This is a genomic window from Kytococcus sp. Marseille-QA3725 (assembly GCF_054950055.1).
In genome coordinates, this window is sequence record NZ_JBUCLA010000002.1 from 211,880 (window position 1) to 225,798 (window position 13,919).

Genomic DNA, 13,919 nt, shown 5'->3' on the forward strand with positions numbered 1-13,919 from the left:
ACCAGCTGGCACGACGGCCGGTGGGTGCCCTCTCGGGCGCCCACCGGCCGTCTGCTGCACCGCCCTCTGTCACCGCACGGGCGAGGGGGACGGCCGCCGTGGCCCGCCCCGCTTCCTCGGGTGATCAGGAGGCTTCGGCCCGGCGGTCGCCCGGCTGAAGGCCGGCCCGAAGGGCGTGCCGGAGTCCACGGACACGCGCACGGTGACGTCGAAGCGGCGCACCGTGCACGAGACGAGCACCGCGCCGTTCCGTGCCGCCACCTCGCGGGCGACGCGACACGGTGAGGCCGGACGCATCGCAGTCGGGGAGGTCGCCCCGGTGGCGGCGAGTGCGGACAGGTCCGCCGCGGTCCGGGCGTTCGAGGCGGCCCGCCAGGTCTGACCGGCGGTCAGCCCGGCCGCCAGCAGCGCGATGAGAACCATCCCGATGAGCATCGCCACCATGGCGCCCGACCCGCTCTCACCGTCCTGCCGGACCACCGCGCCCTCCCGCGGAGGCGTCGTCTGGGGCGTGCTCATCGCACCCCCGGTTCGAGCCGCGCGGTGGCCGAGGACTCCGGATCCGTGCCCGGGAACCACTCGGCCGGGCCACGCGCCCGGGACGAGACGGTGACGGTGACCGACCTGCCACGGCGCCGGACGTCGACGTCGGCCCCGTCGGGGGCCAGGGCACGCACCTGGCGTCGCACCTCGAAGCCGGAGTCGCCGCGGGACGCGGCCCGGGCACCCACCCGGGCCGCGTCCGTCACCTGCAGCAGGTCCACCACCAGCACCATCGCGGTCACCGCCATGCCCAGGACCAGCACGATCACCGGGGTGATCATCGCGAACTCCACCGAGGTGAAGCCGCGCTCGCCGGCCCCCGGGTCCCGCCTCACCGGCCGACCCCGACGGTGCTGCGTCATCAGTTGAACTTGCCGAAGGCGGCCTCGATGATCGCCTTCATCAGCTTCGGCACCAGGCCCTCCATCGCCTGCATGCCCAGGAGCACCACGGCGGCGATGACGAAGATGCCGATCGCGTACTCGGCCACGGCCATGCCCTGCTCGTCACCGGCGCGCACGGCGTCGAGGCGGGGCTGGACGAAACGGGTGATCTTGTTCTGCATGGGATTCCCTCTCTGTGATGGACCCACCGGTCGGTGGGCCCCCCTTCCACCGGGTCAGGTCTGACCCAGGGTCTGTGTCGCCAGCGCCGCCACCAGCGGGACCACCGCGATGAGGACGAAGGCAGGCATGAAGACGGTGCCCAGTGGGATCACCAGGAACACCGGGAGGCGCGCGGCGGCTCGGTCGAGCGCCGCTGCGCGGTCGCGCCGCAGGTCCGCGGCAGCGCGGCGGATGGTCTCGGCGGGAGGGGCCCCGGCGAGCTGGGCCAGCGTGAGCGCCTGGGCGACGGGTCCCCACTCCACGGGGAGCCCCTCCCAGACCTCCGCCTCGGGGCGTCCCCACCGCCGTGCCGCCACGACGCGTCGCAGGTGCCCGGACAGGGGGTCCGTCACCTCGTCGGCCACGACCTCGAGCGCGTCGGTCACGGCACAGCCCGAGTCCAGGGCGAGCGCGAGCATGTCCAGCACGGCTGCCAGGTCGTCGACGTCGGCGCGAGGCGGTTGCTCGCGACGTCGGCGCAGCCACCTCCGGAGATCCCCGCGTCGTCCTTCCTCCCTCGACGGGCTCCCGGCACCCGCGGGTGCCGGCCACCAGAGGGTCAGGGACACCGCGAAAAGCACCGCCGTGAGCAGGGCAGCCATCACCGGATCGCCTTCCCCCGCAGCGCCCCGGCCACGATGCGGCGCGAGACCAGCCAGCCGACCACCAGCAGCACCACGCCGAGCCCGGCGCTCACCAGGCCGAGCGGCTGCTCCAGGTAGAGCTCCCGCGGCGACCACCCGAGCAGGGCCGCCCCGGCCACCCCCACCACCGGCAGCAGCGACAGCATGTACATCGACGCCATCGCACCCGAGGCGGCGGAGCGGGCCGACTGCCGGCTCTCCCGGCTGGCGCGGACGGTCTCGGCCGCCGTCGCCACGGCGGGCGCCAGGGCGGCTCCCGACCGTTCCGACAGGGACCACGCACTCGCGACGTGCCGCAGGGTCGCGTTGCCCGACTCCTCGGCCACCCGGCACCAGACCGGGCCCAGCGGCGCACCCCGCGCCCCGGCCCGCAGCACCGGGGCGACCCATGGCAGCTCCCCACCTGCATCGACGACCAGCTGCAGCGCCGCGTGCGGCGGCAGCCCCGCCGAGAGCGCGGCGGTCAGCCCGTCGAGCAGGTGCAGCACGTCGTCGTCGCTGATCCGGGAACGCCCCAGCCGGTGCTGCAGCCGCTCCACCACCTGCTCCGCCCCGCGGCCGGCCCCTGCCACCGGGTCCGCGGCCAGGAGACCCCGGACCTGCCCCGTCGTGGCGCGCTGCCGTTCGGCCTCCGTCCGCCGCCTCGGCAGGTCGGCCAGACCACGCGCCACCCGGTCCCGGGTCCGGGTGGGCCACAGCAGCAGCGCGAGGGCCAGCAGCACCCCGGTCGACAGCCCCGTCACGACGCCCACCCCAGCAGCTGCTCGAGCCGCTCCCACGCGACCGCGGGCCGCAGTGCCCCGTCCTGGAGAGCCATCGCGGGCAGGCAGTGCACGCGCCCGTCGTCCCGGGCCACCAGCACCCCGACCTGGGCCAGTACCCGGCGCTCCGGCAGGCGCCGCACGTGCAGGACGCAGTCCAGTGCGCTGCCCAGCTGTGCGTGCACGGCCTGCGGTGTCATGTCCGCGAGCGCGCCGAGTGCCTCGAAGCGCGCCACCACGTCCTCGATGGCGTTGGCGTGCACCGTCCCGCACCCTCCCTCGTGCCCGGTGTTCAGCGCCGCGAGCAGCTCCCGCATCTCCGGCCCGCGCACCTCGCCGACCACCACCCGGTCCGGCCGCATGCGCAGCGACTGCTTGACCAGGTGGGTCATGTCGACCGCCCCGCGCCCCTCGACGTTCGCCGAGCGGGACTGCATCCGCACCACGTGGGGATGGCGGACGGCCAGCTCGCGCACGTCCTCCACCACGAGGATGCGGTCGCCCGGGTCCACCAGGCTCAGCAGCGTCGCGAGCAGCGTGGTCTTGCCGCTGCCCGTGCCGCCGGAGACGACGAAGGCCAGCCGCCGCTCGACCACCGCGCGCACGACCCGGGCTCCCAGCTCGTCCAGCGTCCCCAGCCGCAGCATCTCCTCCACGCTGGGCACCACCTCCCGCGGGACGCGCAGTGACAGGTGGGCGGCCCCGTCGACCAGCGGCGGCAACACCGCGTGCAGCCGGATCCCGCCGGGCAGCAGTCCGTCGACGCACGGGGCGGTGTCGTCCAGCCGGCGACCGGCCAGCCCGGCCAGCCGCACCGCGAGCTCCCGCAGGTCCTGGGGCGAGCCCATCGGCGTGCTGTCGCGCTCCAGCCCGCGGCCCCGGTCGACCCAGACGCCCTCGGTGCCGTTCACCAGGACGTCGGTCACCCCGGGCTCGGTGAGCAAGGGCTCCAGCGGACCCGCGCCCAGCACGCTGCGCCCCAGCCGCTCGGAGCGTTCGCGCACCCCGCGGTCCCCCAGGCGCAGCCGCTGTGCGCCGGCGACCTCGTCCACGGTCCGCGGACTGGGCGCCCGCCCGCGGGCGATCTGCTGCCGCACCGATCCGACCGGGCTCACGACGCCGCCTCCACCACACCCAGCAGGACCTCGTCGGCCGCGGTACGCAACGGCCCGGCCACCGAGCCCACCGGGCACCCCTCGAGCTCGCACCGCCCCACGGCCGGGTCCTCGTCCAGCACGGCCACGACGGGGTGGCCCGCGACCTCCTCCACCGCCTCCACCATCGGGGCGGCCGGGGCGCCGGTTCCGCGCACCACGAGTGCCGCGTCCCCCGGCAGGGCACCGAGCGCCTGCCGCAACGCGGGCGCCACGGCCACCGCGGTGGGCCGGGTCCCCACCACGACCCGCACCACATGGCACCAGCTGGCCCAGCCGAGGAACTCCGCGGAACCCACGGGCGGCAGGTCCACCACCACGAGGTCCGTCGTCCCCGCCAGCGCCCGGCGGGCGTGGTGCACGACCGCCCGCGGCAGCTCGGCCCACCCGGCCGGACCGATCCCGTCCCGGGCCAGCAGCCGCACGTCGTGCGCCTCGGGCAGCGCGTCCCGGAGCTCGTCACCGGGCAGGTGGCCGTCGCTGCGTGCGAGGTCGTCCCAGTGCACGCCCCGAGCGCCCTCCATCCCGAGGGCGATCGCGAGGGACGTCCCCCACCGGGAGCTGTCCACCGCCACCGTGCGAAGGCCCGCCGTGGCCCCGCGCAGCGCCACCGCTGCCGCCAGGGTGGACGCCCCGACCCCGCCGGTCGCCCCGCCGATACCGATCACGTGTGCCGTCATGGCCACGACGATGGCGGTCCCCGCACCCGTCCGGCGGCCTTCGGCGGCTCACCCTGTGAGTCACCCGATGCGGCCACCGGGCGGCCCGCAGGAACCTGTGGACAGCGCCCCGGAGCGGGAGGACGATGCGGCGTCAGCCCCCCAGACATAGGTGAAGGCCCCAGCCGGGGGGGCAGCTGGGGCCTTCGGCGCGCCATGCCCTGGGGGGGAAAGGCAGGTGCGCCCGCGCTCAACCCGAAGGGAGCGCGCTGGTAAATATGATGCACCCCGTACCCGGCAATTGCAAGGGGACCGGGGTCTCACAACTCCGGAAGTCGGCCTGCCCGCACGGAATCGGCGATCCTGCCGCCTGCTCGTGCACCGCCGACGACTGCGTCACACACGTGCCGGACCCACAGCCCGACACCCTCCGGGCTACCGGTGGCGTAGGCCGCGAGCGCCCCCAGGTACTCGACGCCCCCGCCCGGACGGTGCCCCGCCTCGACGACGGCCAGGCCCATCGGGTCGAGCCCGCGGGAGCGGACCACCGCCCGCTGCACAGCCCGGGCGACCAGACCGTTCCCCCGCACGAACGGCCGGACCGCGACGATCTCCGCGTGCGCGACCGCGGCCACCAGCACCGCGGGGACGCTCGCCGGGGCGGTGAGCACCTCCTGCAGTCCCGCCAGCCGCGCGCGCACCTCGTCCACCCCGGGAGCCGGCCCGACGTCCGTGAGCTCCCGCACCTCCTCGCCCTCGAGCCGGGGGCGGCCCAGTGCGTCGTCGTCGACCAGTCCACGAGCCGCCGCCACGTGCAGCCGGGCCAGCACCTGGCGCGGCGAGGCACCGACGAGCGACTCGAGGTGGGCGGCCTCCTCGGTGGCGCGCACCGCGCCCCGCACCACGGACTCCACCGGGTCCGGCTCCGCGGACCAACGGCGCGCCCCGACCATCACCTCCCGCACCCAGTCGAGCGGCAGCTCGGCTCCCTCCAACGAGGCCGAGGCCCAGGCACCGTGCACCCGCGCCTCGGTGGCGCACTCGGCCGAGCGGCGGCGCAGCGCCTCGTGCCAGCGCAGCTCGGTGCAGGCCTCCCGCGCGGCCTCGGTGGCGGCCCGGACCCCCGGGAGGTTCTCCAGCCGTGCCAGCGGGTGCGCGGCCGGAGAGGTGAGCGGCTCGGTCATGCGCACAGCCTACGGAGCCGTGCCCCGCGAGGGCGGCACGAGACGCGGCCCACCCTCCCCATGACTGGCATCGAGGCCGGGCAGGGCGCACAATCTAGGGAGGATTCACTAACATTTCCGCAGAATCGACGAACGGGAGCACTCATGGCCACCCCCGCCAGCCAGAAGGACCTGTCCACCAACCGAGTGGCACGCACCACGGGCAACGAGCGCTCGATCGGGCAGATCGTGAGCGACGCCGCCAGCAACGCCCAGACGCTCGTCCGCGACGAGATCGCCCTCGCCAAGGCCGAGGTGAGCGCCGACGTGCAGAAGGGCGCCAAGACCGGTGCCGGCTTCGCCGTCGCCGGCGTGTTCGCCGCCTACGGCTTCGGCATCCTGCTGCTGGCCATCGGCTTCGCCCTCGCGATGGTGCTGCCCAACTGGGCCGCCTTCCTCATCGTCGCGGCCGTGCTCTTCCTCATCGCCGCGATCGCCGCCTTCTTCGGCTACTCGCAGATGAAGAAGATCAAGGGCAAGCCGGAGCGCGCGATCAGCGCCGCGGACCGCACGCAGCAGACGCTGAAGGCCGCGGCCAACCCGAACGTCACCACCCCGCGCTCCTGACGCGGACCGGCGGCACCCGCCGCTGACGGAGGGCGGTCACCCCACACGGGGTGACCGCCCTCCGTCGTGCCCGGGCCTCAGAGGAACTCGTCGGGCACGTCCCGGACGTCCCGCGGGTTCCACGGTCGGTCCCGTCCCCCCAGCCGCAGCACCGTGGAGAGCACCCACCCGGTGTAGCCCCAGACGAACAGGCCGTCCACGTCGAAGCCGGGTGTCGTCCGGTCCACCGAGGCCATCCGGGCCGTGAACCGACGCGCCGGGTCCACCAGCTCCTCCAGCGGCACCACGTGCACGCTGGCCACCTCGACCTCGCTGCCGACCCCGATGGCGTGCGGCCGCTCCCACCAGCCGACCACGGGGGTGACGGGACGGAAGCTCGGCGCCACCGGCAGACGGGGCAGGTGGGCCACCACCCGGACCGAGGCCGGGTCGAGCCGCACCTCCTCCTGCCCCTCCCGGAGGGCCGCCTGCTCCGCGTCCTCACCCGCGTCCACCCCACCGCCGGGGAAGGCCACCTGCCCGGCGTGGGAGGAGAGCCGCGAACCGCGCCGGGTCAGGACGACGCCGTCCGGGCCCACGAGCACGAGCACCGCCGCGTCCCGCTGCTGCGCCTCGCGGGACGCCGCCGGGGGCGGGGCCGCGAGCGGTCGCACCAGGCGGTCCATCGGCGCAGCATCGATGCGCGACTGCAGCCCCGCCAGCCACGGCGGGACGGGGAGCGGGTAGCCCTCACCCGGCTGGTCGAAGACCCAGGAGCTCACAGCTCCACCCGCCCCTCGACCGGCTCCAGCCCCCGCGCACGGGGCGGGAGCAGCGCCTCGTCCTCCGGCAGAAACTCCACCGGCACCGTGCCCTTGACCATGGCCCAGGCCTCCTTGGTGCCCGTGACCCCGGTGCCGGAGGAGGGGCACCACCGGGCGACCGGGCAGGCGCCGCAGGCCGGGCGGCGCGAGTGGCACACCCGCCGCCCGTGGAAGATCAGCGTGTGGGAGAGGTCGGTCCAGTCCCGCCGGGGGATCAGGTCCGCCACGACGGCCTCGACCTTGACCGGGTCCTCCAGGGTGGTCCAGCCCATCCGGCGAGCCAGGCGCCCGAAGTGGGTGTCGACGGTGAGCCCGGGGACGTCGAACGCGTTCCCCAGCACCACGTTGGCGGTCTTGCGCCCCACCCCCGGGAGCGTCACGAGGTCCTCCAGCCGCCCGGGCACCTCTCCGTCGAACCGCTCCACCAGGGCCTGCGCCAGCCCGATGATGGAGCGCGTCTTGGCCCGGTAGAAGCCGGTGCGGCGGATCAGCTCCTCGACCTCCGTGGGGTCCGCGCCGGCCAGCGACAGAGCGTCCGGATGCCGGGAGAACAGCCCGGGAGTGACGGCGTTGACGGCCACGTCCGTGGTCTGGGCGGACATCACGGTGGCCACCAGCAGCTCGAAGGAGTTGCGGAAGTCGAGCTCGCACTCGGCGTCGGGGTGGCGTCGGGCCAGCACCCGGTACATCTTGCGGGCGCGGCGCGTCCGCGCCAGGGGGGTCTCGTCGGGCGGGGGTGGCGGGGCGGCAGGCATCGACGACAGCGTAGGTCGGGCCCGGACGGGGGCGCGCGTTCGGCCCGGCCCCGGTGCCACGTGGCACACTGCAGGAGTGGACCTCGACATCGTGACCCGTTCGCCCCTGTTCGCCGGACTGGACGAGGCGGCCGCCGCCGCCCTGCTGGACCGTGCCGAGCGCCTGTCGTTCAAGCGCGGTCAGGTCATCTTCACCGAGGGTGACCCCGGCGACAAGCTGTACGTCGTCGCCGCCGGCAAGATCAAGCTCTCGCGCACCAGTCACGACGGCCGCGAGAACCTGCTTGCGGTGCTCGGCCCCGGCGAGATCATCGGGGAGATCAGCTTCTTCGACCCCGGCCCCCGCACCGCCTCGGCCATCACCGTGAGCGAGACCGAGGTGCTCTCCCTGGCGCACGCGCACCTGGGGGGCTTCCTGGAGGCCAACGCCGGCGCCTCCGTGGCGATGCTGGGCGCCCTCGCCCACCGTCTGCGCCGGACCAACGACAGCGTCGCGGACCTGGTCTTCACCGACGTCCCCGGGCGCGTCGCCAAGGCGCTGCTCGACCTCGCCGAGCGCTTCGGCGTCGAGGACGGCAACGGCATGCTCGTGCAGCACGAGCTGACGCAGGAGGAGCTCGCCCAGCTCGTCGGCGCGAGCCGCGAGACCGTCAACAAGGCACTGGCCGACTTCGCCTCGCGCGGTTGGCTCCGCCTGGAGGCCCGCGCCGTGCGCCTGCTGGAGGTCGACCGCCTGCGCAAGCGCGCCCGCTGACGCGCACCCACTCCACGACCGGTCCCCCGTCACCACCCGGTGGCGGGGGACCGTCGCGTCAGGCGGATCGGCCCTGCGAACGCAGGTGCTCCAGCTGGGCCAGCACCGTGAGCCGGGCCGCCGGCCACACCTCCCGCGGCACGTCCGCGTAGACGGTGCGCACCACGGCGTCGGCGAGGTCCTCCCCGGCGCCCGGTGACACCTGCGCGGAGGCCGCGGCGACCTGCTCCAGCCGCTCCTGCCGGTGCTCCCGGTACCAGGCCACCACCCCGGCGGCGTCGGCGACGAAGGGACCGTGACCGGGGAGCAGGGAGGTGACCTCGCCGGAGCGGGTGAGTCGCTCGATCTCCTCGAGGGAGTCCAGGTAGGCGCCCAGGTCGCCGTCCGGCCACGCCACGACGGTGGACCCCCGGCCCAGCACGGTGTCGCCCGTGAGCAGCCGGTTCTCGGCCGGCAGGACGAAGGACACCGAGTCGGCCGTGTGTCCCGGGGTGGGCACCACCAGCAGCTCGAGCCCCCCGACCGACAGGTGGTCCCCTGCGACGAGGTCGTCGTCACCCCCGTCGACGACGGCCCGCCTCACCGGGGCGCCGGTGAGGCGCCGGAAGGTCTCGGCCCCCTCGGCGTGGTCGGAGTGGCCGTGGGTGAGCAGGGTGAGGGCCACGCGCGCCCCCTGCTGCTCGACGCCGTCGACCACGGCCCGCAGGTGCTCGGGGTGCTCCGGCCCCGGGTCCACGACGACGACCTCGTCGGAGCCGGGCTCGCGCAGCAGCCAGGTGTTCGTCCCGTCCAGCGTCATCGGGGAGGGGTTGGGGCACAGCAGGCAGGTGGCCCGCTCGCTCACCACGCCCCCGGACCACTCGCCACCGTCCGGCAGGTGCGACCTCCTCGACCGCACGGCTCAACGCCTCCAGGGGGTGCGCATGGACAGACCGTCGGGGAACTCCTCGCTCACCGGGACCTCCGCCGGCCACGGCAGCACCTCGGGGACCTCGTGGCGGTCGGCGAGGACCTCCTGCGCCGATCCCGCACCGACCAGGTCCTCCAGCGCCGCGATGGTGGGCGGCAGCATGAGGCCGGAGTCCGTCGCCACGCACTCCAGCACCTCGGCCGGGCGCGCCCAGGAGGCCTCGACGGCCTCGCTGGTGCCGTCGTCCGGCTCCTGGCCGGTGGGGATGCGGGCGGCGAAGAACCAGGTGTCGTAGCGACGCGGCTCGCACTCCGGGGTGGTCCAGTGGTCGCGCACGCTGAGGCACTCGGTGCGGACGGTCAGCCCGGCCCCGCCGAGGAAGTCCCCGAAGGCCACCTCCTTGGCCTCCACCCGGCGACGCGCGTCGGCGACCTCCGGGGTGCTGGCCTCGGCCTCGCTGACGGGGCGGCCGTCCGGGTGCGCCGCGAGCAGGACCCCGGTCTCCTCGAAGACCTCCCGCGCGGCGGCCAGCACGAGCTGCTGGGCGGTGGCCGGCGTCGTGCCGGGCATCCGGGCCGCCCACTCCTGCGGCGTGGGGCCGGACCAGGGCGTCCCGGCCACCTCGTCGCGGGCGTCCACCCCGCCGCCGGGGAAGACCATCATCCCGGGCGCGAAGGCCATGGTGCGCGCTCGCGTCTGCATGAAGACCTCGACACCCCGGGCGCCGTCGCGCAGGACCATCACCGTCGCAGCCGACCGCGGGGTCACCGGCGCGGGCCGCTCCGACTCCGGCGTGTCGAGCCACTCCCGGACCGTCGGCACCAGGGCCGGCGGCATCGGGAAGTCACGGACCGGCCCCGGGGTCGGGGTCGAGGCGGTGGTCACGTCAGTCCCGCAGGGCCAGGACGATCTCCACCTCGACCGGGGCCCCGAGCGGCAGGGCCGCCACGCCGACGGCCGAGCGCGCGTGCTGACCGGCCTCACCGAACGCGATGGCCATCAGCTCGCTGGCGCCATTGACCACGGCGGGCTGGGCGGTGAAGTCCGGCTCGCTGGCCACGAAGCCGGTCACCTTCACCACGCGCTCGACGCGGTCCAGGTCGCCCGCCACGGACTTCGCCGCGGCCAGGGCGTTCACCGCGCAGGTGCGGGCGAGCTCCTGGGCGCGCTCCGGGGACACGGCACCCTCACCGTCGCCCACCACGCCGGTCGCGGCGAGCTCGCCCTTCACCATCGGCAGCTGGCCGGAGGTGTGCACCATGCCGGCGTGCTCGATCGCGGGCACGTAGGAGGCCACCGGCGCGGCGACCTCGGGGAGCTCGATGCCGGCCTCGGACAGACGCTGCTCGACGGCGCCCATCAGCCCTGCTTCTCCCGCTTCAGGTAGGCCACCGGGTTGGTCCCGTCGGGGCCGGGCAGGACGGTGACGAGCTCCCAGCCGTCCTCCCCCCACTGATCGAGGATCTGCTTGGTCGCGTGGACGATCAACGGAACGGTGGCGTACTCCCATGTGCGCATGGTCCGAGCCTAACCGGGTGGCGGACCGTACCCTTGGGCGCATGCCTCGCCCCTCCCCCCGACGCATGTCGCCCTTTGCCGCCCTGACGGCCTTCGTGGTGTGTAGCGCCATCGCAGGACTCCTGGCCGCCATCCTCCTGGTGCCGGCGACCATCGGGCTGGGGCGCGCGACGCAGGCCGGGGTGACCTACTTCGAGGAGCTCCCGTCCGACTTCGGGGACGACGGCGTCACCCAGCAGACCCGCATCATGACCTCCGACGGCAAGCAGATCGCCGCACCCTTCGGGGAGAACCGCGTCGTCGTGGAGGGCGACGAGATCTCGCCGTGGATGAAGAAGGCGCAGGTGGCCATCGAGGACGAGCGCTTCCTGGAGCACAACGGCGCCGACCTGATGGGCATCGGGCGCGCCCTGCTGAACAACGCCGGGGGCGGGGGCACCCAGGGTGGCTCCACCCTCACCCAGCAGTACGTGAAAGTCTCCCTGCAGGACCGCGCCCTGCGCGACGGTGACCTCGAGGCCGCCCGCCGCGCCACCACCCAGAGCGGGCTGGCCGGCTACGCGCGCAAGCTGCGGGAGGTCAAGTACGCGATCTCGCTGGAGAAGACCCACAGCAAGGACGAGATCCTCGCCGACTACCTGAACCTCGTGTACTACGGCGACCGCGCCTACGGGGTTGAGGCCGCGGCCCAGCACTACTTCTCCGTGCCGGCGAAGGACCTGACCATCGCGCAGTCCGCCACGCTGGCCGGCATCGTGAAGGCCCCCGGGTCCAGCGACCCGATCCAGCATCCGGAGAAGGCCCGCGAGCGCCGCGACGTCGTGCTGCACAAGATGCGCCAGCTGGGCGACATCACCGAGGAGCAGTACCAGGAGGCACGCAGCAGCGACCTGGGGCTCGACGTCTCATACACCAAGCGTTCGTGCACCACCAGCGACTACCCCTTCGTCTGCACCTACGTCGTGGAGTGGCTGCTGCAGCAGAAGGCGCTCGGGGAGTCCGAGTCCGACCGCCGGACGCGCCTCGACCGCGGCGGCCTGACCATCCGGACGACCTTCGACAGCAAGCTGCTCGACCGCGCCACCAAGGAGCTCAAGGACAAGGTGCCGGCGGACAACGACGACGCCGTCGCGGCCGCGGCCGCCGTCGTCGAGCCGGGCACCGGCAAGGTGCGCGCGATCGCCCAGAACCGCGACTACGGCCTGGACAACGGGTCCGCCGAGACCGCGGTCGGCTACTCCGTGGAGCGTCCCTTCACCACCAGCGGTGGCTTCGCGATCGGCTCCACCGCCAAGATCTACTCGGCGGTGGCCGCCATCCGCGACGGATTCCCGGTGGACGGCCGGATCGCGCTGCGCGACACCGTCGACCTGACGGCGCTGAACTCCCGGGGCGAGGAGCGGACCGTGCCCAAGGCCGTCTTCCGGCCGCAGGAGTACGAGCCCTGCGCCGAGGTGAAGGACGGCGAGCTGTGGGCCGTGCAGAACGACCACGGCAGCTTCTCCGACGAGATCCCCTTCAAGGAGGCCACCGAGGAGTCGGTGAACACCGCCTACTCGGAGCTCACCACCGCGCTGTCGCCCTGCCGGGTGCGCGACACGATGACCGACATGGGCCTGCACCGCTCGCAGCTGGACGACCAGGGCAAGCACGTCCCCTTCAGCACCAAGCCCGGCTCGGTGGCCCTGGGCGCCGACGAGGCCAGCCCGCTGACCGTGGCCAACTCCTTCGCCACGCTCGCCTCCGGCGGTCGTCGCTGCGAGCCCTACCCGGTGGAGAAGGTCACCGACTTCGAGGGCGCCGAGATTCCGCTCGACGCGCAGAACTGCGAGCGCGTCCTCGAGGAGGGCGAGGCCGCCGCCGTGACCGACGTCTTCCGCTCCGTACCCGAGACCACCGATGGCGGCGCCTCCCGCGCCCGCCTCTCCGGTGGCCGGGTGTCGGCCGGCAAGACCGGTACCGCGGACGGCTCCGACGAGACCTGGTACACCGGCTACACCCCGCAGCTGGCCACCTCGGTGTGGGTGGGCACCCCGGACAGCCTGGGCAACCTCCGCGACATCACGCTGGGCGACCAGACCTACGACGGCTGGCTGTACGGCTCCACCGTCGCGGCGCCGGCCTTCCGCACGATCATGGACTACGCCCACCGCGACCTGCCCAACGAGTCCTTCCCGGAGCCGCCGGCGGAGCTGCGGCAGGGCCGTCAGGTCGAGGTCCCCGACGTCTCCGGCAAGACCGTGCTGGAGGCACGGGAGGAGCTGCGCAAGGCGGGCCTGCTGGCGGTGAACACCAAGCCGTGGGCACCCGGTGACGCGACGATCGGGCGCATCGAGACCACCGACGGCGAGAAGCACGACAGCTCCCGGTTCGTGCGCCTCACCCCGCGGACCGACGAGAAGGAGCCGTCGCCGGAGCAGATCCGCAAGACCCTCGAGAAGCAGGGCGACGGCACCAAGGGCTCGGTCTCGGACGGCGACACCGGGGAGAACTGACCGGCGTCGACCGACCGGACGCGACGAGGGGCAGCCGCACCAGCGGCTGCCCCTCGTCGGTTGCGGGCCCGGCTCAGCCCAGGTGCTTCTTCACCGCGGCGGCGACGCGTCCCCCCTCGGCCCGGCCGGCCACCTTCGCCTGCGCGGCCTTCATGGCCTGCCCCATCTGGGACTTCTCCGTCACGCCCGCCTCGGAGACGGCCTCGGCCACCAGGGCCCCGAGCTCCTCGTCGGACAGCTGCGCGGGCAGGTAGGCCTCGATCACCGCGAGCTCGGACTGCTCGGACTCGGCGAGCTCCGGGCGCCCGGCCTTCTCGTACTCCGCGATGGCGTCGCGGCGCTTCTTGCCCTCCTTCGTGATGACGGAGAGCACCTCCTCGTCCGTCAGCTCCTTGCTGGAGGACCCCGCCACCTGGGCGTTCTGGATGGCGGTCATGATCATGCGCAGGGTGGCGGAGGTGACCTTGTCCCGCGCCTTCATGGCCGTGGTGAGATCGCTGGAGATCTGCTGCTTGAGCTCGCTCATGG

18 protein-coding genes are annotated in these 13,919 nt (G+C 74.2%); 3 read left to right on the forward strand and 15 right to left on the reverse strand.

All coding sequences use genetic code 11. The features are described 5' to 3' along the window. Positions 1 to 69: 69 nt before the first annotated feature. The 8 genes from ACY8FT_RS09025 to ACY8FT_RS09060 form a co-directional block, all read right to left on the reverse strand. The gene (locus tag ACY8FT_RS09025; RefSeq protein ID WP_462418597.1) at positions 70 to 519 is read right to left on the reverse strand and encodes an Rv3654c family TadE-like protein; all 450 of its coding nucleotides are present in this window, start codon (positions 517 to 519) and stop codon (positions 70 to 72) included. Beyond that, complete coding sequence (locus ACY8FT_RS09030) at positions 516 to 905, reverse strand: TadE family type IV pilus minor pilin (protein ID WP_462418598.1); 390 nt, start codon at positions 903 to 905, stop codon at positions 516 to 518. Before ACY8FT_RS09030 ends, ACY8FT_RS09025 begins: the two co-directional genes overlap by 4 nt. Then, complete coding sequence (locus ACY8FT_RS09035) at positions 905 to 1,108, reverse strand: hypothetical protein (protein WP_462418599.1); 204 nt, start codon at positions 1,106 to 1,108, stop codon at positions 905 to 907. The genes ACY8FT_RS09030 and ACY8FT_RS09035 overlap by 1 nt, the downstream gene beginning before the upstream one ends. A 54-nt stretch (positions 1,109 to 1,162) precedes the next feature. After that, entirely contained in the window at positions 1,163 to 1,750 is a 588-nt protein-coding gene (locus tag ACY8FT_RS09040; protein WP_462418600.1) for a type II secretion system F family protein, read from the reverse strand. Beyond that, positions 1,750 to 2,535 (reverse strand): type II secretion system F family protein, encoded by a 786-nt coding sequence (locus ACY8FT_RS09045; RefSeq protein ID WP_462418601.1) that lies wholly within the window; start codon positions 2,533 to 2,535, stop codon positions 1,750 to 1,752. Before ACY8FT_RS09045 ends, ACY8FT_RS09040 begins: the two co-directional genes overlap by 1 nt. Beyond that, positions 2,532 to 3,668: a TadA family conjugal transfer-associated ATPase gene (locus tag ACY8FT_RS09050; protein ID WP_462418602.1), complete on the reverse strand. Its 1,137-nt coding sequence runs from the start codon at positions 3,666 to 3,668 to the stop codon at positions 2,532 to 2,534. The genes ACY8FT_RS09045 and ACY8FT_RS09050 overlap by 4 nt, the downstream gene beginning before the upstream one ends. Further along, positions 3,665 to 4,387 (reverse strand): CpaE-like family protein, encoded by a 723-nt coding sequence (locus tag ACY8FT_RS09055; RefSeq protein WP_462418603.1) that lies wholly within the window; start codon positions 4,385 to 4,387, stop codon positions 3,665 to 3,667. The genes ACY8FT_RS09050 and ACY8FT_RS09055 overlap by 4 nt, the downstream gene beginning before the upstream one ends. 299 nt (positions 4,388 to 4,686) lie before the next feature. Further along, positions 4,687 to 5,550 (reverse strand): Fic family protein, encoded by an 864-nt coding sequence (locus tag ACY8FT_RS09060; RefSeq protein ID WP_462418604.1) that lies wholly within the window; start codon positions 5,548 to 5,550, stop codon positions 4,687 to 4,689. Between the two features lie 144 nt (positions 5,551 to 5,694). Here ACY8FT_RS09060 and ACY8FT_RS09065 point away from each other — a divergent pair, with 144 nt between their 5' ends. Next, on the forward strand, positions 5,695 to 6,156 hold the full coding sequence (locus ACY8FT_RS09065; protein WP_462418605.1) for a phage holin family protein: 462 nt from the start codon (positions 5,695 to 5,697) through the stop codon (positions 6,154 to 6,156). Positions 6,157 to 6,233: 77 nt separating this feature from the next. Here ACY8FT_RS09065 and ACY8FT_RS09070 read toward each other — a convergent pair whose 3' ends face one another. Both ACY8FT_RS09070 and nth read right to left on the reverse strand, forming a co-directional pair. After that, complete coding sequence (locus tag ACY8FT_RS09070) at positions 6,234 to 6,917, reverse strand: NUDIX hydrolase (protein WP_462418606.1); 684 nt, start codon at positions 6,915 to 6,917, stop codon at positions 6,234 to 6,236. Further along, positions 6,914 to 7,714 (reverse strand): endonuclease III, encoded by an 801-nt coding sequence (nth, locus tag ACY8FT_RS09075; RefSeq protein ID WP_462418607.1) that lies wholly within the window; start codon positions 7,712 to 7,714, stop codon positions 6,914 to 6,916. Before nth ends, ACY8FT_RS09070 begins: the two co-directional genes overlap by 4 nt. 76 nt (positions 7,715 to 7,790) lie before the next feature. Here nth and ACY8FT_RS09080 point away from each other — a divergent pair, with 76 nt between their 5' ends. Next, positions 7,791 to 8,468, forward strand: a complete 678-nt coding sequence (locus ACY8FT_RS09080; RefSeq protein WP_462418608.1) for a Crp/Fnr family transcriptional regulator — start codon at positions 7,791 to 7,793, stop codon at positions 8,466 to 8,468. Positions 8,469 to 8,526: 58 nt separating this feature from the next. Here the strand turns inward: ACY8FT_RS09080 and ACY8FT_RS09085 are convergent, their stop codons facing one another. From ACY8FT_RS09085 to ACY8FT_RS09100, 4 genes are read right to left on the reverse strand one after another with little or no spacing between them, the layout of a single operon-like run. Further along, positions 8,527 to 9,315, reverse strand: a complete 789-nt coding sequence (locus tag ACY8FT_RS09085) for an MBL fold metallo-hydrolase (RefSeq protein WP_462419085.1) — start codon at positions 9,313 to 9,315, stop codon at positions 8,527 to 8,529. A 54-nt stretch (positions 9,316 to 9,369) separates the two neighbouring features. Further along, positions 9,370 to 10,263 carry an NUDIX hydrolase gene (locus tag ACY8FT_RS09090; RefSeq protein ID WP_462418609.1) on the reverse strand — a complete coding sequence of 298 codons (894 nt, stop codon included), beginning with the start codon at positions 10,261 to 10,263 and terminating at the stop codon, positions 9,370 to 9,372. 1 nt (position 10,264) lies between these two features. Next, entirely contained in the window at positions 10,265 to 10,738 is a 474-nt protein-coding gene (locus ACY8FT_RS09095; protein WP_462418610.1) for a RidA family protein, read from the reverse strand. After that, complete coding sequence (locus tag ACY8FT_RS09100) at positions 10,738 to 10,896, reverse strand: DUF4177 domain-containing protein (RefSeq protein ID WP_462418611.1); 159 nt, start codon at positions 10,894 to 10,896, stop codon at positions 10,738 to 10,740. Before ACY8FT_RS09100 ends, ACY8FT_RS09095 begins: the two co-directional genes overlap by 1 nt. A 41-nt stretch (positions 10,897 to 10,937) precedes the next feature. Here ACY8FT_RS09100 and ACY8FT_RS09105 point away from each other — a divergent pair, with 41 nt between their 5' ends. Next, positions 10,938 to 13,391 carry a transglycosylase domain-containing protein gene (locus tag ACY8FT_RS09105; RefSeq protein WP_462418612.1) on the forward strand — a complete coding sequence of 818 codons (2,454 nt, stop codon included), beginning with the start codon at positions 10,938 to 10,940 and terminating at the stop codon, positions 13,389 to 13,391. Between the two features lie 73 nt (positions 13,392 to 13,464). On the opposite strand, the gene ACY8FT_RS09110 is transcribed toward ACY8FT_RS09105, so the two are convergent. Further along, on the reverse strand, positions 13,465 to 13,917 hold the full coding sequence (locus ACY8FT_RS09110; protein ID WP_462418613.1) for a GatB/YqeY domain-containing protein: 453 nt from the start codon (positions 13,915 to 13,917) through the stop codon (positions 13,465 to 13,467). Positions 13,918 to 13,919: the final 2 nt, after the last annotated feature.

Bases quoted from the DNA above. Each gene is read 5' to 3' on its own strand.
- ACY8FT_RS09025 (WP_462418597.1), bottom strand. From the start codon at position 519: ATGAGCACGCCCCAGACGACGCCTCCGCGGGAGGGCGCGGTGGTCCGG.
- ACY8FT_RS09030 (WP_462418598.1), bottom strand. From the start codon at position 905: ATGACGCAGCACCGTCGGGGTCGGCCGGTGAGGCGGGACCCGGGGGCC.
- ACY8FT_RS09035 (WP_462418599.1), bottom strand. From the start codon at position 1,108: ATGCAGAACAAGATCACCCGTTTCGTCCAGCCCCGCCTCGACGCCGTG.
- ACY8FT_RS09040 (WP_462418600.1), bottom strand. From the start codon at position 1,750: ATGGCTGCCCTGCTCACGGCGGTGCTTTTCGCGGTGTCCCTGACCCTC.
- ACY8FT_RS09055 (WP_462418603.1), bottom strand. From the start codon at position 4,387: ATGACGGCACACGTGATCGGTATCGGCGGGGCGACCGGCGGGGTCGGG.
- ACY8FT_RS09060 (WP_462418604.1), bottom strand. From the start codon at position 5,550: ATGACCGAGCCGCTCACCTCTCCGGCCGCGCACCCGCTGGCACGGCTG.
- ACY8FT_RS09065 (WP_462418605.1), top strand. From the start codon at position 5,695: ATGGCCACCCCCGCCAGCCAGAAGGACCTGTCCACCAACCGAGTGGCA.
- nth (WP_462418607.1), bottom strand. From the start codon at position 7,714: ATGCCTGCCGCCCCGCCACCCCCGCCCGACGAGACCCCCCTGGCGCGG.
- ACY8FT_RS09095 (WP_462418610.1), bottom strand. From the start codon at position 10,738: ATGGGCGCCGTCGAGCAGCGTCTGTCCGAGGCCGGCATCGAGCTCCCC.
- ACY8FT_RS09100 (WP_462418611.1), bottom strand. From the start codon at position 10,896: ATGCGCACATGGGAGTACGCCACCGTTCCGTTGATCGTCCACGCGACC.
- ACY8FT_RS09105 (WP_462418612.1), top strand. From the start codon at position 10,938: ATGCCTCGCCCCTCCCCCCGACGCATGTCGCCCTTTGCCGCCCTGACG.
- ACY8FT_RS09110 (WP_462418613.1), bottom strand. From the start codon at position 13,917: ATGAGCGAGCTCAAGCAGCAGATCTCCAGCGATCTCACCACGGCCATG.